This window comes from Micromonospora sp. NPDC049366 (genome assembly GCF_044466625.1).
In the GTDB taxonomy this organism is placed as follows: domain Bacteria; phylum Actinomycetota; class Actinomycetes; order Mycobacteriales; family Micromonosporaceae; genus Micromonospora.
In genome coordinates this window covers 154,740-176,100 of record NZ_JBITMV010000004.1, presented here as the reverse complement: position 1 = coordinate 176,100, position 21,361 = coordinate 154,740, and the positions used below count along the sequence as shown (strand labels likewise).

The window sequence follows — 21,361 nt, the reverse complement described above, 5'->3', positions numbered from 1 at the left end:
CGGTCGGCGACCGTCACTCCCGACGGCCGCCGACCGGAGATCAGCGACCGGCCTCGAGAGCGCCGGAGCGACCGCCACCGTAGGAGCCGGCGAGACCGGCGGCGGCGAGACCGTTACCGCCTGCGACCCGGCCGCCCTCGGAGCGGGTCATCTCGGCCTCCAGGCCCTGGCCACGGCCGTCGAGGTCACGCAGCTGGCTCTCCAGGTAGGCCTTGAGGCGGGTGCGGTACTCGCGCTCGAACTGCTTGAGCTCCTCGATGTGCTTCTGCAGCGCGGTGCGCTTGGCGTCCAGGCCACCCATGGCCTCCTGGTGCCGCTGGCGGGCGTCCCGCTCCAGCGCGTCGGCCTTCGCCCGCGCCTCGCGGGTGACCTCCTCGGCCTTCGAACGGGCCTCGGAGAGCAGCTGGTCGGCCTCGCGACGGGCGTCGGAGACGTGGTCGTCCGCCGTCCGCTGGGCCATCATCAGCACCCGCAGGGCCTGCTGCTCGCCGTCGGCGGCGGCGCCGGCGGGGCCACCGGCCGCGCGGACCTGCTCCAGCTCGACCTGCATCGCGCGCGCGGCCTGCTCGGCCGCGGCCTTGTCGCGCTGCACCCGGTCGAGCTGAGCCTTGACGTCGTTGAGCTCCGCCGCGAGGCGGGCGTCGCCGCCGGGGCCCGCGGGGGCGGCGCCACGGCCGCCGCGCTCCACCTGGGCGCGCAGCTCGTTGTTCTCCTCGATCAGACGGGCGAGCTCGCGCTCGACCTCGTCCAGGAAGGCGTCGACCTCCTCCTCGTCATACCCCCGCTTGCCGATCGGCGGCTTTTTGAAGGCGACGTTGTGGACGTCGGCCGGGGTCAGCGGCATCGAAACTCCTCGGGTCAGTTGCGGCCGCGATAGCGCGTCCGTCATCAGGCGGTCCTGATGATCGACGGCTCTAACACGAACTCCATCAGCACGAACAGGATAACCAGGAGCACAAGGGAGGCCAGGTCGATGCTCACGGTACCAATTCGCAGCGGAGGGATCACACGCCTCAACGCGCTGAGAGGGGGATCAGTGACGCTCCACACGGATTCCAGTCCCGCCGATGCCCCACGACCCGGTTGCCATCGACGGCCGTACTGGAGGACGGCGCTGAGGACGAATCGGGACAAAAGAAGGAGCAGGAAGACATAGAGGACGAGGTACAAGACTTGCAGCACGATCGACAACACGGCAGGCGACGTCCCTCGGGTCGGGCGGAGGTCAACTCAGACTGAAAAAGCCGCCCTCAGCGATCTTGGCCTTGTCCTCCGCGGTGACCTGGACGTTGGCCGGTGAGAGCAGGAACACCCGATTGGTCACGCGCTCGATCGTACCGCGCAGCCCGAAGGCCAGCCCGGCGGCGAAGTCCACCAGGCGGCGGGCGTCCGCCTCGTCCATCTCGGTGAGGTTGATGATCACCGGCACCCCGTCGCGGAAGTGCTCGCCGATGGTGCGCGCCTCACGGTAGGTGGTCGGGTGCAGCGTCGTGATCTGGTAGCGCTGCTCCTCGTCGGCGGCCACCGCCCGCTCCCGCGGCTGCGCCTGCGGCGCCAGGGCCAGGTTGTCCCGCGTGTGGTAGGTCAGCGCGCCGGACGGCTCCCCCGTCGACCGGGTGATCGACCGGACGCTGGACCGCTCGACCCGCTCCGGGCGCTCCGCCTCGGCGGCCTCGGACGCCCGCGCGCTCGACCGCTCGGAGAGCCGGCCGCGCTCCCCGACGCGGGGACGCGGCGCCGGCGGCTCCTCCGCGTCGTCCTCGTCCTCGTCGGCGAACTCCTCGGCGTACCGGCTCTGCCGGTAGCGCGACTCGCGGTAGCCACCCTTCTCGTAGCCACCGTCGTCGTAGGCCCGCTCGTCGTCCTCTTCGACCAGACCGAGCCAGACCCCCGCCTTGCGCAGTGCACCCATCCCCGCGCCCTTCCGTCCGCCGTGCGGCACACGCCCCCGTGCCGTGTCGCCTGTCGCGAGTGGACATCTGCCCACCGGACCGGAACGGCAATCCGCCGGCGCGCGATTCGCGTCGCGCGCCACGACCCCCGGACAACGAACGCCGTTCCCGAAACAACACTGATGTAATTTGCTTCTTTCGCGGTCAGGCTACCGCAGCGTGGGGCGCATTCCGAGCAACGCGCTGCCGACGCGGACATGTGTCGCGCCGTACCCGATCGCGATTTCCAGGTCCCCGCTCATACCCGCCGAGAGCGCGGTCGCTCCGGGATGGACCGCCCGGAACGCCGCGGCCACCTCGGCCAGCCGGGCGAAGGCCCGCTCCGGCTCCCACTCCAGTGGCGCCACCGCCATGAGACCCGCCAGGCGCAGTGCCGGCGCCCCCGCCACCGCCTCGGCGACCGCGTCCAGCCCGGTGTCCGGATCGGACGAGCCGGGCACCGCCCCGCCCCGGGCCGGATCGCCGTCGATGCTCACCTGCACCAGCGCCGACACCGGTCGGTCCCGGCCGTCGGCCGCGGCACCCAGCGCCCGGGCCAGCCGGACGCTGTCCACCGACTGCACCACGTCGGCGTAGCGGACCACCGACCGCGCCTTGTTGCGCTGCAGCCGGCCGATGAAGTGCCAGCGCGGCACCACCCCGGCCGCCGCCACCTCGGCCGCCTTGCCGGCGGCCTCCTGGTCGCGGTTCTCCCCCATGTCGGTGACCCCCAGGCCGGCCAACGCCAGCACGTCGGAGGCGGGGTAGGTCTTGGTCACCGCGATCATCGTGACCTCGGCGCGGTCGCGCCCGGCGGCGGCACACGCGTCCGCGATCCGGGCACGGACGCGGGCCAGGCCGGCCGCGATCTCGGCGCGGCGGTCCGGCCGTACCGTCGTCGAGCTGTCCGTCATGGGCGGTGTTCAGGACCCGTTCTTGAGGAAGTCGGGGACGTCGACGTCGTCGAAGAGCACCCGTCGGGGCGACTGCTGCGGCGCCGGCAGGGTGGCCGGCGGCGTGACCGGCGGCGTCTGCGGCGCGGGCTGGTTCTGGTTGGTCTTCCGCGCAGGCTCCGCCGCCTTGTAGGCCGGCGCGCCGCCGTCGAAGCCCGCCGCGATCACCGTGACCCGCACCTCGTCGCCGAGCGCGTCGTCGATGACCGCACCGAAGATGATGTTGGCGTCCGGGTGGGCCGCGTCGGTGACCAGCTGCGCCGCGTCGTTGATCTCGAAGAGACCGAGGTCGGAGCCACCGGCGATGGAGAGCAGCACGCCACGCGCGCCGTCCATGCTCTGCTCCAGCAGCGGGCTGGAGATGGCCGCCTCGGCGGCCTCCACCGCGCGGTTCTCGCCACGGGCGCTGCCGATGCCCATGAGCGCGCTGCCGGCGCCGCTCATCACGCTCTTGACGTCGGCGAAGTCCAGGTTGATCAGACCCGGCGTGGTGATCAGGTCGGTGATGCCCTGGACACCGGAGAGAAGCACCTGGTCGGCGGTGCGGAACGCGTCCATCATGCTGATGTTGCGGTCGCCGAGCGCGAGCAGCCGGTCGTTCGGGATCACGATCAGCGTGTCGCACTGGTTACGCAGCTCGTCGATGCCGGACTCGGCCTGCACCTGCCGGCGCTTGCCCTCGAACGAGAACGGCCGGGTCACCACACCGATGGTCAGCGCACCCAGCTTGCGGGCGATGTTCGCCACCACGGGCGCGCCGCCGGTGCCGGTACCGCCACCCTCACCACAGGTCACGAAGACCATGTCGGCGCCCTTGAGCACCTCCTCGATCTCGTCGCGGTGGTCCTCGGCGGCGTTCTTGCCGACATCCGGGTTGGCGCCCGCCCCCAGACCCCGGGTCAGCTCCCGGCCGACGTCGAGCTTCACGTCGGCGTCGCTCATCAGCAGCGCCTGCGCGTCGGTGTTGATCGCGATGAACTCGACGCCCTTGAGCCCAACCTCGATCATCCGGTTGACGGCGTTCACGCCGCCGCCACCGATTCCGACGACCTTGATGACCGCCAGGTAGTTGTGCGGAGGTGTCATCTGAAGGTCCTTTCCCCCTCGAGATTGGCATGGGCCGGCCCCACACGGCTTGGCCAGGACAGCGGTCGACGTCGGCAGTTCCCTCGAAGGTCAGGGACGAACCCTCACCCTCTACTAGAGGGTTACAGTTATGTCAACCACTGATCCTCTTCGGGGCAACGTAAGCGCCCCCGCCCCACGATCCAAGGACCCGCCCGGCGTGTCGCCGCCCGGAGCGGGTCGGTTCACGCCACCGACGGCCCCGCGGACCCCGGATCACCGGAAGGTGACCACGTCCGGCGCGCTGACGTCGATCTTCTCCGCCCGCTGCGCGAGCAGCGCCGTCGCCACCCGGGCCTTGTCGGTCCCCCGCGAGGCGTCACCCCACACGACGGTCCGGTCGTCGTCGAGGCGCAGCCGGATCCCGGCGAGACTCTCGACGGTCACGTCGACCAGCACCGCCCGCAACTCCGGGGTGAGCGCGCCGAGCACCTCCACCGCCGCCCGGGTGCCCGGATCGTCCGCCCCCGGCCGGGCCACCCGGACCAGCGGCAGGCCGTCCGGCCGCCGTTCCAGGTCACGGAAGACCGTGCCGGTGCCGTCGATCACCGCGAACCGCTGCCCCTGCGGCACCACCGCGACCGCGGTCCGCTCCACCACCCGGACGACCAGGGCGTCCGGCCAGTCACGGCGGACCGTCGCCCGCTCCACCGGCGCCAGCTCGCCCACCCGGCGGGCGGTCTGCGCGAGGTCCACCCGGGCCAGCGGCACCCCGTCCGGCACCGCGGCCGCGTCACGCACCTGCACCGGGTCGACCAGGTCGGCCCCCTCGACCCGCACCTCGCGGACCCCGAACAGGCCGGTGCCGAGAACCAGCCAGGCGACCAGCCCGGCCAGGGCGAGCACACCCGCCGCCACCGCCCACGGCAGCGCGGCGCGCATGCGGCGCTGCCGGGCGCGGCGCATGAACCGTCGGGTCGAGGCCGGCACGGCGTCGCTGCCCGCCCGGACCAACTGCCAGCGACGGACCGGGCCACGCCGGCCGGACGCCTCGGCGCCGCTGGTCCGGCCGCGGGCGGGACCGGGGCTCATCCGACGGCGGGCGCCGCGCCGTCCGGGGCGCCACCGACGGCGGACGCGCCGGCCGCGGTGCCGCTCCCCGGCGGGGCGCCGGGCACCGTGCCGCCGATGGCCGCGCTGCCGCCGGACACCCCACCCGGGGTGGTCACGCCGTCGGCGGAGACGCCGTCCGCCCGGGCGAGCAGAGCGTCGAGCAGCTGGTCCCCCATCAGGGAGATCGGCGGGGCGCCCATGGTGACCACCACGTCGCCGGGGCGGGCCCGCCGGGCCACCTCGGCCGGCGCCGCCTCCCAGGAGTCGACGAAGACCTTGCTCTCGGCCGGCAGCGACACCGCTTCGATCAACGCCGCCGACCCCTCACCCGGCTGACGGAGCTCGCCGGGGCCGAAGACCTCCAGCAGCACCAACTCGTCGGCGATGGCCAGCGCCTCGGCGATCTCCGCCTGGAGGTCACGGGTGCGGTAGAGCCGGTAGGGCTGGAACACCACGATCAGCCGGCCGTCACCGGCCACCTCGCGCAACGTCTGCAGCGCCAGGGTCATCGAGGTGGGGTGGTAGGCGTACTCGTCGTAGACCAGCACGTCGTCCGCGACGCCCTTGCGCTCGAACCGCCGCCGCACGCCCGGGAACGCGGCCAGCGCGGCCTCCGCCGCCTCCAGCGGCAGCCCGAGCAGGTACGCGGCGAGCACCGACGACGCGCTGTTGAGCCCCATGTGGCGGCCCGGCACCGGCAGCCGGAACTCGCCCAGCGACCGGCCGTCGATCGCGGCCAGGTAGCGCACGCCCTGCGCCGACGACGCCATCTCGGACAGTCGCAGGTCGGCGTCGGGCGCCTCGCCGTACGTGTGGACGCGCCGCCCCTCGGCGCGCAGCGTCTCGGCCAGCCGCCGCCCACCCGGGTCGTCGGCGCACGTGATGATGAACCCGTCCGGGTCGGTGAGCCGGGCGAACTCGGCGAAGGTGGCCTCCAGGTTGGCCAGGTCGCCGTAGGTGTTCAGGTGGTCCGCCTCGATGTTCGTGATGATCGAGACGTACGGGCGGTAGATGAGGAAGGACCGGTCGCTCTCGTCCGCCTCCACCACGAAGTACTCCCCGGTGCCGTGGTGCGCGCCGGAGCCGACCTCGGAGATCTCCCCACCGATCACGAACGACGGGTCCGTCCCCGCCTGCTGGAGCACCATGGTCACCATCGAGGTGGTGGTGGTCTTGCCGTGGGTGCCCGCGACCGCCACCGTCCGGCGGCCGGTCATCGCGGCGGCGAGCGCCTCGGAGCGGTGCAGGACCCGCAGCCCCCGACGGCGCGCCTCCTGCATCTCCAGGTGGTCCTGCGGGATGGCCGACGAGTAGACGACAGTGTCCACGCCGTCGAGGTTCGTCGCCTCGTGGCTCATGTGGATCGTGCCGCCCAGCGCGCGCAGCCCGGCCAGCGACGGCCACTCGCGCAGCTCGCTGCCGGACACCGGCAGGCCCCGGGTGAGGAAGAGCCGGGCGAGCCCGCTCATGCCGACGCCGCCGACGCCGATGAGGTGGATCGTGCCGAGATCCTCGGCCGTGAGCGTGCCGGCCGGGGTGAACTGCGCGGTCATCGGGCCACCGCCTCGTAGACGAAGTTCAGCAGCGCCACGTCGCCGTCGCGCCGCCCGTACGCCGACGCGGCCGCGCCCATCGCGTGGAGCCGGTGGGGGTCGCGGATCAGCGGGATCACCGTCCGCTCCAGCCAGGCCGGGGTCATCTCGGAGTCGTCGACGAGCAGCCCGCCGCCGGCCTCCACCACGGGCAGCGCGTTGCGCTTCTGCTCCTGGTTGCTGTGCGGGTAGGGCACGAAGATCGTGGGCAGGCCGATCGCCGCCACCTCGGCGACGGTCATCGCGCCGCCCCGGGCGAGCATCAGGTCGGCGGCCGCGTAGCCCAGCTCCATCTCGGACAGGTAGGGCAGGGTCACGTACGGCACCGGCAGGTCGGTGGGGATCGGCACCGGCTCGTTGCGGGCGCCCATCACGTGCAGCACCTGCACGCCGTTGCGAGCCAACTCCTTGGCCGCTCCTGCGACGGCGAGGTTGATCGTGCGGGCGCCGGACGAGCCGCCGGCGACGAAGAGCACCGGCAGGTCCGGGCGGAGCCCGAAGTGGGCCCGGGCGGTGTTGCGCAGCGCGACCCGGTCGAGCCCGGCGATGCTGCGGCGCAGCGGCACGCCGACCACCCGGGCGTCGCGCAGCGACTCGGCCTGCACCGGCTGGTGCGGGAAGCCGACCGCGACGTTCTTGGTGAACTTCATGCCCAGCCGGTTCGCCACACCCGGGGGCACGTTCACCTCGTGGATCACCATGGGCAGCTCGCGGCGCCACGCGGCGAGGTAGGCCGGCACGGAGACGTACCCGCCGAAGCCGACCACCGCGTCGGCCCGCACCTCGTCGATCACCTTGCCCGCGGCCCGGGCCGCGGTCCACATCCGGCCCGGCGTGCGGACCAGGTTCATGTTGATCGAGCGGGGCAGCTGGTAGGCGGGGATCGTCCGCAGGTCGTAGCCCTGCGGCGGGATCAGCTCGTTCTCCATCCCCCGAGGTGTGCCCAGGCAGGTGATCCGGACGCCGGGGTCGTGTCGGCGCAGGCAGTCGGCGAAGGCGAGCAACGGGTAGACGTGCCCCCCGGTGCCACCTCCCGCGAGCACCACCGAACGCAGCGGACCCATCAGCGTCTCCTCTCGTTCGCCGCCCCGCCGCGAGCCCGGGTCTGCCGGACGCCGCGGGGTACGGCCTGCTCGTCCTTCCGCCGCTCCCGCGACCGGGGCACGGGCCCTCGGGCAACCGGGGGCGGCGCCGGTCGGCGACGCCGTCCGGGAAGCGGCGGCAACGGGGCCCAGAGTAGTCGGACCCACCGGGCCGGCGGACGGGCATGCAGGGCTCTGGCCGCATCGGGTTCGGCGCGGGCGAAGGATGCCAGCATGCCGACCGCGGCGAGGATGACGACCAGGGCGGATCCGCCGTCGGAGATGAACGGGAGCGGGACGCCGGTCAGCGGCAGCAGGCCGACCACGCCGCCGACGTTGATCACGGCCTGGCCGACCAGCCAGGTGGTCACCGCGGCGGCGGCGAGCCGGCGGAACGGGTCGTCGACCCGGCGGGCGATCCGCAGCCCGGTGTAGGCGAGCACCGCGAAGAGGCTGAGCACCACGGCGCAGCCGACCACGCCGAGCTCCTCGGCGACGATCGCGAAGATGAAGTCGTTGTGCGCCTCCGGCAGCCAGTTCCACTTGAGGCTGCTCTTGCCGAGGCCGACGCCGAACCAGCCGCCGTGCTCGATGGCGAGCCGCCCCTGGTAGATCTGCCAGCACGGGTCTCCGCACTCGTCGGGCGGCGGCGGGTTGAGGAAGTTGGTGAGTCGGGCCAGCCGGTAGTTCTCCGCGCCCTGCTCGCCGGAGCCGGCGCCGAGCGAGGCGACCGCGACGAGCAGGCCGATGCCGACCAGCCCGGCGACCGAGAGCGCGCCGAAGACGCGCATCCGCACCCCGGCCGCCCAGAGCAGACCGATCAGCAGCGCCAGCAGACAGATCATGGTGCCCAGGTCGTTGAAGCCGACCAGCACGAAGAGCAGGCCGACCACCGGGAAGAGGGGGGTGGCCAACTCCCGCCACCACCCCAGCGCGGCGCCCTTGCGGGCGATCACGTGCGCGCCCCACAGCACCAGCGCGAACTTGGCCAGCTCGGCGGGTTGCAGCTGGATGCCGCCGATGTAGAGCCAGTTCAGGTAGGCCTCGATCGGGCCGATCCGAGCCGACTCCGCACCGGCCAGCCGGGCCCAGGCGACCAGCAGGTTGAGCACGAGCAGCAGCCCGACCGCGATGAGCAGCAGCGGCCGGCCCAGCGACCGGTAGGTCGTCGCGGGCAGCCGCTGGCAGGCCCAGAAGGCGACCACGCCGATCACCGCGAAGATGGCCTGCTTGGCCAGCGAGGCCGACGCGTTCCCGCCCTCCGCGTAGTCCTTCACGCTGGTGGCGGAGAAGACCATGGTCAGGCCGATCACCAGCAGCAGGCCGGCACTCGACAGCAGCAGGTAGTAGGAGGTGAGCGGGCGGTCCAGCAGGCCGCGCAGCGCCGCGAGCCCGCCCGCGGCGTCGAGGCCGCGCAGCGCCGTCGGCGGCGCCGGGTCGTCCGGGCCGCGGGGCGGCGCGGTCGTCTCGGTCGTACGCCCACCGCCCGGCGTCCGTCGGGGCCGGGCCTGCATCGTGCCGTCGGTTCCTGGTGCCTCCCCCACCCCGACATCATCGCCGGTGTGCGGCTCGCCCACCCCCGCAACCGCTCCCTCGGCGTGTCGCCGCCCCTCGCCCGCGAACCGCCCCGTTGGTGACTACCCGGGGCGGTCCGCGCACGAGGGCGGCGGCCGGGGCCGATCAGGTCATGTTGGCGAGGAACTCGCTGTAGAAGAGGCCCAGCGCGATCGCCACACCGATCCCGGCGATGATCCAGAACCGGACCACGATGTTGACCTCGCTCCACCCCGCCAGTTCGAAGTGGTGCTGCAACGGAGACATGCGGAAGACCCGCTTGCCGGTGGTCCGGAACGAGATGATCTGGATCACCACGGACATCGTGATGATCACGAACAGACCGCCGATGATCGGGAGCAGCAGGATGGTCCGGGTCGACATCGCCATGCCGGCGATCAGGCCGCCCAGGCCGAGCGCGCCGGTGTCCCCCATGAAGATCCGCGCCGGTGAGGTGTTCCACCAGAGGAAGCCGACACAGGCGCCCGCCGCCGCACCGGCGATCAACGCGATCTCCAACGGATCCCGCACCGTGTAGCAGTACGCCTGCTTGTAGTTCGGGTCCGCGCACCAGTGCCGGTACTGCCAGAACGCGATCAGCGCGTACGCGGCGAGGACCATCACCGACGCGCCGGTGGCCAGACCGTCGAGACCGTCGGTGAGGTTCACCCCGTTGGTCGCCGCCATCACCACGAAAATGAAGATGATGACCGCGCCGATCTTGGTGACGTCCAGCGCCGGGATGTCCCGGATGAAGCTCAGCGTCGTGCTGCCGACCGTCTCGGTGTTGGTCACCTTGCCGGCCGCGTCGGTCATCGTGCTCGGGAAGTAGAGCGCGACGACGCCGAAGACGGCGCCGACGAGGATCTGCCCCAGCAGCTTGCCGCGCTTGTTGAGCCCGGCGCTGTTGCGCTTGCGCACCTTGAGGAAGTCGTCGAGGAAGCCGACCGCGCCGGAGAACACCATCAGCCCCAGCAGCACCAGCGCCGTGATCGTCGGCTCGACCTGGGCGATCTGCTGGTCCGGCAGCGTGGTCAGGGCCAGGTGGCCGGCGACGTACGCGATGACCGTGGCGAGGATGAACACCACGCCGCCCATCGTCGGCGTGCCCTTCTTGCCCTGGTGCATCGCCGGGCCCTCGGCCCGGATCGGCTGACCGGCCTTCAGGCGCGTGAACACCTTGATCGCGATCGGGGTGCAGAAGAGCGAGATCAGGAACGCCACCCCGACGGCGACGATGACGGCCCTCACCGGCCCGCCTCCCCGTCGGTGGTCGCGCGCAGGGCGTCGGCCACCTCCCACGTGCGGTACCGGGAGCCCTTGACCAGGACGACATCGCCCGGTCGTAGCTCGCTCCGCAGCACCTCGACGGCCGCCGCCTGATCGGTGAGCAGCACCGATTCTCCTCCCCAGTCACCTACCGCTGTCGCGCCGTCGTGGATCGGCGCGGCCGGCTCGCCCACCACGAGCAGCCGGTCGACACCCAGCTCGGCCGCCAGTTGGCCGACCTCGGCGTGTCCGTCGCGCTCGAACGGCCCCAACTCCGCCATGTAGCCGAGCACCGCGACGGTACGCCGCCCCCGGCCCAGGCTGGCCAGCGCCTTCAGCGCGACCGCCATCGAGCCCGGGTTGGCGTTGTACGAGTCGTCGATCACGGTCACCCCGTCGGGACGCTCGAAGACGTCCATCCGGCGGGTGGAGACCAGCCCCAGCTCGCCCAGCGCGACCGCGATCTCGGCGAGCGGCATGCCCAGCTCCCGGGCCACCGCCGCCGCCGCGAGCGTGTTCGAGACCTGGTGCCGCCCGGTCAACCCGAGCCGCACCGCCGCCGTCCCCTCCGGGGTGACCAGCGTGTACGACGGCCGCCCCCGGTCGTCCAGGTCGACGTCCGCGGCGCGCACCTGCGCGTCCGGCGCCTCGCCGTAGCTGACCACCCGGGCGCTGGTGCGGCTCGCCATCGCGGACACCAAGGGGTCGTCGGCGTTCAGCACCGCCAGGCCGTCGGCCGGCAGCGCCTCGACCAGCTCGCCCTTGGCGAGGGCGATGTTCTCCCGCGAGCCGAACTCGCCGATGTGCGAGGTCCCGACGTTGAGCACCACGGAGATCCGGGGCGGCACCAGCTCGCAGAGGTAGCGGATGTGTCCGATGCCCCGGGCGCCCTTCTCCATCACCAGGTACCGGGTCTCCCGGTCGGCCTTCAGCGCCGTGTACGGGTGCCCGAGCTCGTTGTTGAACGACCCGGGCGGCGCGACCGTGGCGCCGAGCCGCGCGGTGAGCTGGGCGATCAGGTCCTTGGTGGTGGTCTTGCCGGACGAGCCGGTCAACCCGATCACGGTGAGCTCGGGCAGCCGGTCGACCACCGCGCGGGCGAGCCGCCCCATCGCGGCCCGGGCGTCGTCGACGAGCACCATCGGCACGCCGGGCACCTCCCGGGTGCCGAGCACGGCCACCGCGCCGGCCTCGACGGCCCCGGCGGCGTAGTCGTGCCCGTCGACCTTCTCGCCGGGGAAGGCCACGAAGAGGCCCCCGGCGGTCACGGCCCGGGAGTCGAACTCGACCGTGCCGGTGACCCGGGCGTCCGGGTCGGCGCCGACGAGCCGCCCGTCGACCGCGGTGGCCACCTCGGCCAGCGTCAGCGGGATCACCGGTGACCCGCCAGGTCGCCGAAGCGGGCGCGCAGCGCGTCCGCCAGCTCGGTGTGGTCGTCGAAGGGGAACACCTCGCCGGCGACCTCCTGACCCCGCTCGTGGCCCTTGCCGAGCACCGCGATGACGTCGCCGGGCTCGGCGAGCCGGACCGCCTCGTCGATCGCCGCCCGCCGGCCGGCCACCTCCACGATCCGGGCCGCCGCGTCGGCCTGCCGCGCGCCGGCCAGCACCTCGGCGCGGATCGTCGCCGGGTCCTCCGTACGCGGATTGTCGTCGGTCACCAGCACCACGTCGGCTCCCTCCGCGGCGGCGGCGCCCATCACCGGCCGCTTCCCCCGGTCCCGGTCACCGCCCGCGCCGATCACGCAGATCAGCCGGCCGGTGCTGAGTTCGCGCAGCGCGGCCAGCGCGGCCACGATCGCGTCCGGCTTGTGCGCGTAGTCGACCACGCCGCGCACCGGGGCGTCCGCGGGGGTGACCAGTTCCAGCCGGCCGGGTACGCCGCCGCACGCGGCCACCCCGGCGACGGCGGTGGCCGGGTCGATGCCGACGGCCACCAGCGTGGCGATGGCCAGCAGCGCGTTGGCCACGTTGTGCCGGCCGGGCAGGGCGACGCCCGCCGGCACGGTGAGCCCGTCCGGGCCGTGCACGGTGAACCGCTGGGCGTAGCCCTCCCCACCGATCTCGTCGGCCCACCAGGTGGCGGCCGGGTCGCCGGCCGCCGAGTAGCTGACCGTGGCCGGCTTGAACAGCGGGCGCAGCGCCGGGTCGTCGTGGTTGAGCACCTCCACCCCGCAGCGCCCGTCGAAGAGCAGCGCCTTGGCGGCGAAGTAGTCCGCCGAGTCCGCGTGGAAGTCGAGATGGTCCGAGCCGAAGTTGGTGTAGCCGCCGACGGTGAACCGGACCCCGCCGACCCGACCCATCGCCAGGGCGTGGCTGGACACCTCCATCACCACCGCGGTGACCCCACGCTCGCGCGCGGCGGCGAGCATCGCGTGCAGGTCGGTCGCCTCCGGCGTGGTGCGGACGCTGTCGATGACGAGGTCACCCAGGCGGGTCTCCACGGTGCCGATCAGCCCGGTGGTGTGCCCGGCGGCGCGCAGCCCGGACTCGACCAGGTAGGCGGTGGAGGTCTTCCCGGCGGTGCCGGTCACCCCGATCAGGGTCAGGTCGGCGGTCGGGTCGCCGTACACGGCGGAGGCGAGCACGCCGAGCACCGCGCGGGGATCGTCGACGACGATCGCCGGCAGGCCGGCGGCGGCCACCAGGGGCGCGCCCGCCGCGTCGGTCAGGGCGGCCACCGCGCCGGCCTCGGCCGCGCCGGCGGCGAACTCCGCGCCGTGCCGACGGGCGCCGGGCAGCGCGGCGTACAGGTCGCCGGGGCGGACCTCCTGGCTGGCATGGGTGACGCCGGTCACGATGACGTCGGCGGCGTCGGCCGGGGGCTCGACGGCGAGCCGGGCGGCGAGGTCGCCGAGCCGCGTGGCGATCTCGGTACGGGGACGAGGATTGCCGGGCACGGCGTCAGACCCTACCCGGTCGCCCGGCGTCGGCCGCACGGCGCGCCTGAATGTCCGTCGCCGGAGACGCTTGCGGTTCGCCCCGCGGGGCGCATCGACCGGGACACCGCTGGTCAGACCCGTCGAGGGCGCCGGGCGCGACGAGCCGCCCCGCGAGCCGTACGCGATCGCGGGGCGGCGCCGACCTCCGCGCTGTCAGGGGAAGACACGGAAGGTGGGCGACGGGGTGCCCGTCGGGGCGACCCGGAAGTGACGCAGCGTGTAACTCATCATCTCGCTGAAGCCCGGGGACGCGACGCGGGCGCCGCCGCTGTCGGGGTCGTACACGAAGACCGCGATCACGTAGCGCGGCTTCTCGGCCGGCGCCATGCCGATGAACGAGGAGACCTCACCGCGCTGCTTCTTCCCGTCGACCAGCCGCCAGCCGGTGCCGGTCTTCCCGGCCACCCGGAAGCCCGGCACGGCGGCCAGGGTGCCGGTGGCGTCGTCGACGGTGGTGACGGCCTCCAGCATGGTCCGCAGCGCGGCGGCGTTCTGGGGGCTCAGCACCGGCCGGGTGACCGGTGCCTCCGCCGGCGTCTTCGTGCCGTCCGGACCGACGACCTCCTTGATCAGGCGCGGCTGGACGTACGTCCCGTCGTTGGCGATGGCGGCGTACGCGGCGGCCATCTGCAGCGGCGTCGCGTCGACGCTGTGCCCGATGGGCACCGACCCGTACGACGAGTCGCTCCACTCCTCGACGGGCAGCAGCCGGCCGCCGGCCTCGCCCGGCATCCCCTCCCCGGTCGGCTGGCCGAGCCCGAACCGGCGCTGGTAGTCGATCAGGCGCTCCGGGCCCAGCTTGTCGGCGACCGTGATGGTGCCGACGTTCGAGGAGTACGCGAGCATCCCCGGCACGCTCATCCGCTTGCCGTTGGCCGGGTGGGTGTCGGAGAACGGGGTGTCCCCCCTCGTGATGCTGTTGGCGATGGGCAGGGTGGTCTCCGGGGTGATCACCCCCTCCTGGAGCGCCGCGCCGAAGGTGATCGCCTTGTGCACCGAGCCGGGTTCGACCACGAAGCTGGTCGCGACGTCCTCCCGGGCCACCGGGTCGCTGGGGATCGGCTTCGCCGCGTCGTACGTCGGGTGGCTGGCCTGCGCCAGCACCTCGCCGCTGCCGACCTCCATGACGACGGCCGCGGCGGTGCCGCCGTGGACCGCCGCCATCCGCCGGCTCAGGATCACCTGCACCATGTACTGCAGGTCCCGGTCGATGGTGAGCTTCAGCGAGCTTCCCGGCTTGGGCGGGGTGGTCCGGCTGTAGCCGCCGGGAATGGGGGCGGCCAGGTCGCCCTGGCCGGCCTCGTACACCCGCTTGCCGTCGACGCCGCGCAGCACGTCGTCGTAGCGGGCCTCCAGCCCTTCCAGCCCCGTCATGTCCTGGCTGGTGAAGCCGATGAGGTTGGCGGCCAGGTCGCCACCGGGCACCTCGCGGCGCTCGTCCCGGTGCACGCCGATGCCGGGCAGCTCCAGCGCCATCACCTGGCGGGCGGTGGCGATCTGCACGCCTCGGGCGAGGTACTGGAAGCGGGACGGGTTGCCGTTCTCCAGCTTGCGCGGGCGCATCTGCTCGGTCAGCTTCGAGGCGGGGATGCCCAGCAGCGGCGAGAGGGCGCGCGCGGTGGCCGCGGCGTCCTCGATCAAGGTCGGGTCGGCGAAGACGTACCGGGCCTCGACGCTGTGCGCCAGCAGGGCGCCCGTCCGGTCGTAGATCGCGCCGCGCGGTGCCGGCAGGTCCACCGTGCGGGTCCGGTCGGCCACGCCGCCCCCGGCGTACGCCGGGGTGTCCACCGCCTGGAGGAAGACCAGCCGGATCCCGATGGTGACGAAGATGGCCAGGGTGAGCACCGTGCCCAGGCGCAGCCGCAGCCGCGGGTCGGCGAGCTTCGGCGGGCGCGGCGGCTTGCGCGACGGTCGCCGGGCCGCCGGGCGGTCCGGCCGGCGCGGGGTGCGCGGAACGGTGCGGCGCCGGGGCGCGGCCGGTTCGTCCCCCGGGGTACGCGGGGCGCGCGGCGCGACGGTGCGGACCACGCCGGAGCGGTTGGCGGCGGGTGCGGCGCGGCGGGCGGCGCCGGCGCGCCCGCCGTCGAGCACCTGCAGGGCCGGACGGAACGGGTCACCGGAGCGGGTGCTGCGCGGGGTGCGCCGCTGCTCGGTGCCACCGCCGGTCCGGGGCTGCCCGCCCCGCTCCTCGCGGACGGTGCGCCCCCGCGGGGTGTACGCCCGGGCGCCGGAGATCCCCCCGACGCCCGGCTCCCCGGTCCGCGGGTCGGCGTCGCGGCCCCGGCCGTCCCGGGACGAGCCGCGCCGGGAGCCTGCGGCGTCCCGGCGCGGATCCTCCGACCTCGGGGGCACAGGTCAGCCTCCCGCGCCCTGCTGGCTGGCCACCGACGGCCGCCCGGTGGCCGGCTGCGGCACACCGATGGTCTTGCCGTCGGGCAGCCGGATGTAACCCGGTTCGCCCGACTCGACCAGACCCAGCTTGCGGGCCTGGGCGGCCAGGTTGCCCGGAGCCTCGGAGTCGGCGATCTGCTTGTTCAGCGCCTCCTCCTCCAGGTCCAGCTTGGCCTGGTGCTGCTGGAGCTTCTCCAGTCGGATCGCATTCTCGTTGATCTTGGTGTTGACCAGCAGGACGCCGAGCACCCCGCCGACCACGAGCACCACGATCAGCGCGGCGAACGGCGCCCGCGGCACCGACACCGGCGCCGGCGGCGCCACCCGCAGCCGGGGCGGACGGGTGCCCGCCGCGGCGGGCCGCGGCGCCGGACACAGCGCGGCGCTGCCCTGCGTCGGGAACTCGCGCGCCCCCCGCGCGCGAGCCTCCCCCTGCTGACTCCCCCGGTTCACCCGGGTCGTACCGTTTCCGACGCTGGTGGCCCGCTCCGCCGCGGTCCGGCCCCCCGACCGCGGTACGCGCTGCCCGACGCCGGTGATGGTCCGACGCTCGCGCCCGTCAACGTTCATGTCCCCTCCCCCTCTTCGTCCGTCCCTCTGTCGTCCCCCGGCGTCCGCCGATCCCCCACGGATCCCGCGGACCCCGTCCCCGGTTGGTGCATCGCCTTGACGCGGCGGCGGGACCGTTCGCGGTCGGCCCGCCCCTGCTGCTCGGCATCCGGATCGATACGCTCCGCCGCCCGCAGCCGCACCGAGGCGGCGCGCGGGTTCGCGGCGACCTCCCGCTCCCCGGGCAGCTCGGCGCCCCGGCTGAGCAGCCGGAACGTCGGGCCGGTGCCGGGCAGCTCGACCGGGAGGTCGACCGGGCCCTTACTGCGGACCCGGTCCGCGAGCGCCGCCTTGGTGAGCCGGTCCTCCAGCGAGTGGTAGGACAGGACCACCATGCGGCCGCCCACGTTGAGCGTGTCGAGCGCGGCCGGCAGCGCCGTCTCCAGCGCTGCCAGCTCCCTGTTTACCTCGATCCGTAAAGCCTGAAACGTTCTCTTTGCCGGGTGTCCGCCCGTTCGTCGGGCTGGTGCCGGAATACTCTCGCGGACCAGTTCGGCCAGCCGGGCCGACGAGGTGATCCGGGCCCGTTCCCGCTCCCGGATGATCGCCGAGGCGATCCGCCCCGCGAACTTCTCCTCGCCGTAGACCCGCAGCACGCGGGCCAACTCCGGATGGCCGTAGGTGTTGACCACCTCCTCGGCGGTCACCCCCCGGGTCTGGTCCATCCGCATGTCCAGCGGCGCGTCCTGCGCATAGGCGAACCCGCGGTCGGGCGCGTCCAGTTGGAGCGACGAGACCCCCAGGTCGAACAGGATGCCGTCGATCCCGGGGTAACCCAGCCGGTCGAGCACCTCGGGCAGCTCGTCGTAGACCGCGTGCTCCAGGTGGATCCGGTCGGCGAACCGGGCCAGCCGGACGCGGGCGTGCGCGAGCGCCTCGGTGTCCCGGTCGAGCCCGATCAGCACGGTCTGCGGATGCGCCTCGAGCACCGCCTCGGCGTGGCCACCCAGCCCCAGCGTCGCGTCGACGTGGATCGTCCGACCACCTCGCCCCAGCGCGGGGGCCAGCAGCTCGAGACACCGCTCGAGCAGCACCGGCACGTGCGTGCCGCGTAGCTCCCCCATGTTGACCCCCACCGCTGGTAACCGTTCTTCCGTCTCGCGCCCCTGTGACGAACGGCGCCGGTCGCCGTACCGCCAGATCCCCATCCGCTCCCGCCCGTCGCGAGGCCGAGGCCCCTCGAGAGATCGTGCGCCTGGCACCGGGGAAGGGGTGCCAGGAACTCGAAAGCGGCTGGAGATCTCGCAGTACGCCGGGCGCCGTTCCGCCCTAGAGACCGCCGGGCAGCACCCCCTCCTCGATGTCAGCGAACTCGTCTTCGCTCTCGGCGAGGTAGGTCTCCCAGGCGACCTTGTCCCAGATCTCCACCCGCGTGCTCGCGCCGATGACGACCAGCTCGCGGTCGAGGGCCGCGTATTCCCGCAGGTGCGCCGGGATCGTCACCCGGCCCTGCTTGTCCGGCACCTCGTCGTGCGCGCTGGCGAAGAAGACCCGACTGTAGGCCCGGGCCGCCTTGCTCGTCATCGGTTGGGCACGCAACTGCTCCGCGATTCGCTGGAACTCGGGCATCGGGAAGGCGTAGAGGCAGCGCTCCTGCCCTTTGGTGATCACGACACCCCCCGCCAGCTCGTCCCGGAACTTCGCCGGAAGGATCAACCGGCCTTTGTCGTCCAGGCGCGGAGTGTGGGTGCCGAGGAACACGGCCCAACCCCCTCGCCCTTGAGCGGCGTTCGCGGCGCCGCTGACCCCCCGGGCCGGTGGGCCCTCCCGGCCTCACCATTGGGCCCCACTCTACTCCACTTCCCTCCACCCGCAACCAGAATCGCCCGCGTGGCGCGCCCGTTCGGCGTCCAAAACCGCACGTCACAGGGGGTGGAGCGGAGTGGAGGGCCGGAGCGCCCCGCGCGCCGTCCGCTTTCCGACATAGATCGACTCCGTCCGGCCCAGACGGCATCGGCCGCGCCGCTCACGTTCCCCGGCCGAACGGTTCGCCCTCGGCGGCGATCTGGCGAGCCGAGTGGTCCGGTAACCTCGCTCGCGTGACGGACGCGAAGATGCCCCTGCGGGCGAAGGTGGCCAGCTCCGTGTCCCGGACCGCCGCGGCCCTCTCGCGGGCGGCCGGCCGGGGTGACGGCTCGGTGATCGGTGGCTGGATCGGCCTCAAGATCGACCCAGACCTGCTGGCGCACCTCTCCGCGGGACGTGCCATCGCGCTCGTCTCGGGCACCAACGGCAAGACCACCACCACCCGACTGGCCGCCGCGGCGGTCGGCGTGCTCGGCCGTGTCGCCACCAACTCGTTCGGCGCCAACATGCCCACCGGGCACACGTCGGCGCTGGCGAAGGCCGGCAGCACCCCCTACGCGGTGCTGGAGGTGGACGAGCACTACCTCGCGCAGGTGCTGGAGGCGACCGAGCCGCACGTGGTGGCGCTGCTCAACCTCTCCCGCGACCAGCTCGACCGGGCCAAGGAGGTCGCCATGATGGCGCAGCTCTGGCGCGCCGCGTTGGTCCGGCACCCCGACGTGCGGGTGGTCGCCAACGCCGACGACCCGATGGTCGTCTGGGCCGCCACACCCCCGGCCGGCCACGACCACCGGGTCAGCCCGGCGCACGTGACCTGGTTCAGCGCCGGCCAGCGGTGGCACGACGACTCGTGGGTCTGCCCCGAGTGCGGCTCCACCATCGAGCGCGCCGGCGAGCAGTGGCGGTGCACCGGCTGCCCGCTGCGCCGGCCCGAGCCACAGTGGACCGTCGAGGACGACGGGGTGACCGACCCGACGGGCGCGTGGCACAAGGTCGCCCTCCAACTGCCCGGCCGGGTCAACCTCGGCAACGCGGCGACCGCGCTCGCCGTGGCGGCGGAGTTCGGCGTACGGCCGGTCGACGCGGCGACCCGGCTGTCCAGCGTCACCTCCGTCGCCGGGCGCTACGCGCAGGTGGACCGGGACGGGCGCAACATCCGGCTCCTGCTGGCCAAGAACCCGGCCAGTTGGCTGGAGGCGTTCGACATGGCCGACCTGGCGCCGACCCTGCTGTCGATCAACGCCCGGGACCCCGACGGGCTGGACACCTCATGGCTGTTCGACGTCGACTTCGCCCCGCTGCGCGGCCGGCAAGTGCTGATCACCGGTGACCGGGCATACGACCTGGCGGTCCGGCTCGACGTCAACGACGTGCCGTTCCAGCACGTACGCTCGTTCGGGGAGGCGATCCGCGCGGTGCCACCGGGGCGCCTGGAGGTCATCGCCAACTACACCGCGTTCCAGGACATCCGAGCGGAGTTGGACCGTGTCAACTGAGAGCCTGCGCATCGTCTGGATCTACCCGGACCTGCTCTCCACCTACGGCGACCGGGGCAACGCCCTGATCCTTCAGCGGCGGGCCCGCCAGCGCGGCATGCCGGTCGAGATGCTCGAGGTCCGCTCCGACCAGCGCCTGCCGGCCTCCGCCGACATCTACCTGATCGGCGGCGGCGAGGACGGCCCGCAGGCGCTCGGCGCCCAGCGGCTGCTCGCCGACGGCGGGCTGCACCGCGCGGTCGCCCAGGGCTCCGTCGTGTTCGGCGTCTGCGCCGGCTACCAACTGCTCGGCACGTCCTTCTTCGCCAAGGGCACCAAGTACCCGGGGCTGGAGCTGCTCGACATCAGCTCCGACCGTGGGGAGACCCGCGCCGTCGGCGAACTCGCCGGCGACATCGACCCCCGGCTGGGCATACCGCCGCTGAGCGGCTTCGAGAACCACGGCGGGCGCACCCGGCTCGGCCCGGGCGTGTCGCCGCTGGCCCGGGTCACCACCGGCATCGGCAACGACGGCGCCACCGAGGGCGCCTGGCGGGGCAAGCTGCTCGGCACCTATTCGCACGGCCCGGCCCTGGCCCGCAACCCGGCCCTGGCCGACCTGCTGCTGCGCTGGGCCACCGGCGTCCACCAGCTTCCGCCGCTCGACGACACCTGGTCCGACCGACTCCGGTCCGAGCGCCGCGCCGCCGTGGCGGCCGCCGCCCGTCCGTGATCCCCGCCGTCCGGCGGCTGCTGCGGCAGCCGTCGGTCGTGCGGTTCGCGGTGCTGCTGCTCCTGGTCGCCGTCTGCGGTGTGCTGCTGCTCGTGGTGCCCCGACCCGACCCGTCCGACCTGCCCCAGCTGGCCGGGCGGCTCGGCGGATACGCGCCGGTCGCGGCCGTCCTGGGCGGCGCGCTGCTGCTGGTGGCCCTGGTGCCCCGCACCTTCATCACGCTCGCGTCGGGCGCCATCTTCGGCCCGCTGGAGGGCGCCGCCTACGCCCTGGGCGCGGCGCTGATCGCGGCGGCGATCGGCTTCACCGTCGGCCGGCTGCTCGGCCGGGAGTTCGTCGCCGAGCGGGTCCGCGGCCGGCTGGCCCGGCTGGACGGCTGGTTCGCCCGGCAGAGCGTGCTCGGCGTGATCACCGTACGGCTGCTGCCGATCGCCGGGTTCGGGCTGGTCAGCTACGGCTACGGCACCACCGGCGCGCGGATCCTGCCGTTCCTGGCCGGCAGCGTCATCGCCGCCGCCCCGACCGCGTTCGGCTACGCCGCCCTCGGCGCCGCGGTCACCTCGCCCGGTGACGTGAACTGGTACGCGGCGGCACCGAGCGCGCTCGGCCTGATCGCCAGCGTGGTGCTGATCCGCCGCTGGTGGCGGGCCGAACGGCAGCGCCGCGCGGCCGCCACCACGTCGTGACCTCCCCGCACCCGACCCCGCGTGCCCGTCCCGTGCCCGCGTGCTCGCGCCGTGCCCACCCTGACGATCATGCAGTTGTGGTGGCGGACCAACCCCGTGCTCCGGGGCGATCCGGGCACCACAACCGCATGATCGACGCGGGCCCCGCGCAGGGGCAGGGC

19 protein-coding genes are annotated in these 21,361 nt (G+C 73.6%); 3 read left to right on the top strand and 16 right to left on the bottom strand.

Annotated elements, in window-relative coordinates:
• Nucleotides 1-40: 40 nt before the first annotated feature.
• The 16 genes from ACIBTV_RS08440 to mraZ all read right to left on the bottom strand — a co-directional run bounded on the left by ACIBTV_RS08440 (nt 41) and on the right by mraZ (nt 18,201).
• Nucleotides 41-844 (bottom strand): DivIVA domain-containing protein, encoded by an 804-nt coding sequence (locus tag ACIBTV_RS08440; RefSeq protein ID WP_396703355.1) that lies wholly within the window; start codon nt 842-844, stop codon nt 41-43.
• A 44-nt stretch (nt 845-888) separates the two neighbouring features.
• Nucleotides 889-1,194, bottom strand: a complete 306-nt coding sequence (locus ACIBTV_RS08435) for a YggT family protein (protein ID WP_091596729.1) — start codon at nt 1,192-1,194, stop codon at nt 889-891.
• Between the two features lie 31 nt (nt 1,195-1,225).
• Nucleotides 1,226-1,912: a cell division protein SepF gene (locus tag ACIBTV_RS08430; protein ID WP_396703354.1), complete on the bottom strand. Its 687-nt coding sequence runs from the start codon at nt 1,910-1,912 to the stop codon at nt 1,226-1,228.
• Nucleotides 1,913-2,101: 189 nt separating this feature from the next.
• The gene (locus ACIBTV_RS08425; RefSeq protein ID WP_396703353.1) at nt 2,102-2,845 is read right to left on the bottom strand and encodes a YggS family pyridoxal phosphate-dependent enzyme; all 744 of its coding nucleotides are present in this window, start codon (nt 2,843-2,845) and stop codon (nt 2,102-2,104) included.
• Between the two features lie 9 nt (nt 2,846-2,854).
• Nucleotides 2,855-3,970 carry a cell division protein FtsZ gene (ftsZ, locus tag ACIBTV_RS08420; protein WP_396703352.1) on the bottom strand — a complete coding sequence of 372 codons (1,116 nt, stop codon included), beginning with the start codon at nt 3,968-3,970 and terminating at the stop codon, nt 2,855-2,857.
• 255 nt (nt 3,971-4,225) lie between these two features.
• Nucleotides 4,226-5,041, bottom strand: a complete 816-nt coding sequence (locus ACIBTV_RS08415; protein WP_396703351.1) for a cell division protein FtsQ/DivIB — start codon at nt 5,039-5,041, stop codon at nt 4,226-4,228.
• Nucleotides 5,038-6,615: a UDP-N-acetylmuramate--L-alanine ligase gene (gene murC / locus ACIBTV_RS08410; RefSeq protein WP_396703350.1), complete on the bottom strand. Its 1,578-nt coding sequence runs from the start codon at nt 6,613-6,615 to the stop codon at nt 5,038-5,040. Before murC ends, ACIBTV_RS08415 begins: the two co-directional genes overlap by 4 nt.
• Nucleotides 6,612-7,718, bottom strand: coding sequence for an undecaprenyldiphospho-muramoylpentapeptide beta-N-acetylglucosaminyltransferase (gene murG, locus ACIBTV_RS08405; protein WP_396703349.1), 1,107 nt, complete (start codon nt 7,716-7,718; stop codon nt 6,612-6,614). Before murG ends, murC begins: the two co-directional genes overlap by 4 nt.
• Nucleotides 7,718-9,250 (bottom strand): FtsW/RodA/SpoVE family cell cycle protein, encoded by a 1,533-nt coding sequence (locus ACIBTV_RS08400; protein ID WP_396703505.1) that lies wholly within the window; start codon nt 9,248-9,250, stop codon nt 7,718-7,720. Before ACIBTV_RS08400 ends, murG begins: the two co-directional genes overlap by 1 nt.
• 166 nt (nt 9,251-9,416) lie before the next feature.
• Nucleotides 9,417-10,541: a phospho-N-acetylmuramoyl-pentapeptide-transferase gene (gene mraY, locus ACIBTV_RS08395; protein WP_396703348.1), complete on the bottom strand. Its 1,125-nt coding sequence runs from the start codon at nt 10,539-10,541 to the stop codon at nt 9,417-9,419.
• On the bottom strand, nt 10,538-11,935 hold the full coding sequence (gene murF / locus ACIBTV_RS08390) for a UDP-N-acetylmuramoyl-tripeptide--D-alanyl-D-alanine ligase (protein WP_396703347.1): 1,398 nt from the start codon (nt 11,933-11,935) through the stop codon (nt 10,538-10,540). The genes mraY and murF overlap by 4 nt, the downstream gene beginning before the upstream one ends.
• Nucleotides 11,932-13,458: a UDP-N-acetylmuramoyl-L-alanyl-D-glutamate--2,6-diaminopimelate ligase gene (locus tag ACIBTV_RS08385; RefSeq protein WP_396703346.1), complete on the bottom strand. Its 1,527-nt coding sequence runs from the start codon at nt 13,456-13,458 to the stop codon at nt 11,932-11,934. The genes murF and ACIBTV_RS08385 overlap by 4 nt, the downstream gene beginning before the upstream one ends.
• Nucleotides 13,459-13,653: 195 nt before the next feature.
• Nucleotides 13,654-15,852, bottom strand: a complete 2,199-nt coding sequence (locus tag ACIBTV_RS08380; RefSeq protein ID WP_396703345.1) for a peptidoglycan D,D-transpeptidase FtsI family protein — start codon at nt 15,850-15,852, stop codon at nt 13,654-13,656.
• 3 nt (nt 15,853-15,855) lie between these two features.
• Nucleotides 15,856-16,461 (bottom strand): hypothetical protein, encoded by a 606-nt coding sequence (locus tag ACIBTV_RS08375; RefSeq protein ID WP_396703344.1) that lies wholly within the window; start codon nt 16,459-16,461, stop codon nt 15,856-15,858.
• Entirely contained in the window at nt 16,458-17,564 is a 1,107-nt protein-coding gene (rsmH, locus tag ACIBTV_RS08370) for a 16S rRNA (cytosine(1402)-N(4))-methyltransferase RsmH (RefSeq protein WP_396703343.1), read from the bottom strand. The genes ACIBTV_RS08375 and rsmH overlap by 4 nt, the downstream gene beginning before the upstream one ends.
• Nucleotides 17,565-17,769: 205 nt before the next feature.
• Complete coding sequence (gene mraZ / locus ACIBTV_RS08365) at nt 17,770-18,201, bottom strand: division/cell wall cluster transcriptional repressor MraZ (protein WP_091596691.1); 432 nt, start codon at nt 18,199-18,201, stop codon at nt 17,770-17,772.
• A gap of 353 nt (nt 18,202-18,554) precedes the next feature.
• On the opposite strand from mraZ, the gene ACIBTV_RS08360 reads away from it, so the two are divergent.
• The 3 genes from ACIBTV_RS08360 to ACIBTV_RS08350 are packed head-to-tail and all read left to right on the top strand — an operon-like array spanning nt 18,555 to nt 21,200.
• A complete protein-coding gene (locus ACIBTV_RS08360; RefSeq protein ID WP_396703504.1) occupies nt 18,555-19,802 on the top strand; it encodes a MurT ligase domain-containing protein in 1,248 nt (415 codons plus the stop codon).
• Complete coding sequence (locus ACIBTV_RS08355) at nt 19,792-20,514, top strand: type 1 glutamine amidotransferase (protein WP_396703342.1); 723 nt, start codon at nt 19,792-19,794, stop codon at nt 20,512-20,514. The genes ACIBTV_RS08360 and ACIBTV_RS08355 overlap by 11 nt, the downstream gene beginning before the upstream one ends.
• Nucleotides 20,511-21,200 carry a TVP38/TMEM64 family protein gene (locus ACIBTV_RS08350; RefSeq protein WP_396703341.1) on the top strand — a complete coding sequence of 230 codons (690 nt, stop codon included), beginning with the start codon at nt 20,511-20,513 and terminating at the stop codon, nt 21,198-21,200. The genes ACIBTV_RS08355 and ACIBTV_RS08350 overlap by 4 nt, the downstream gene beginning before the upstream one ends.
• Nucleotides 21,201-21,361 lie beyond the last annotated feature (161 nt).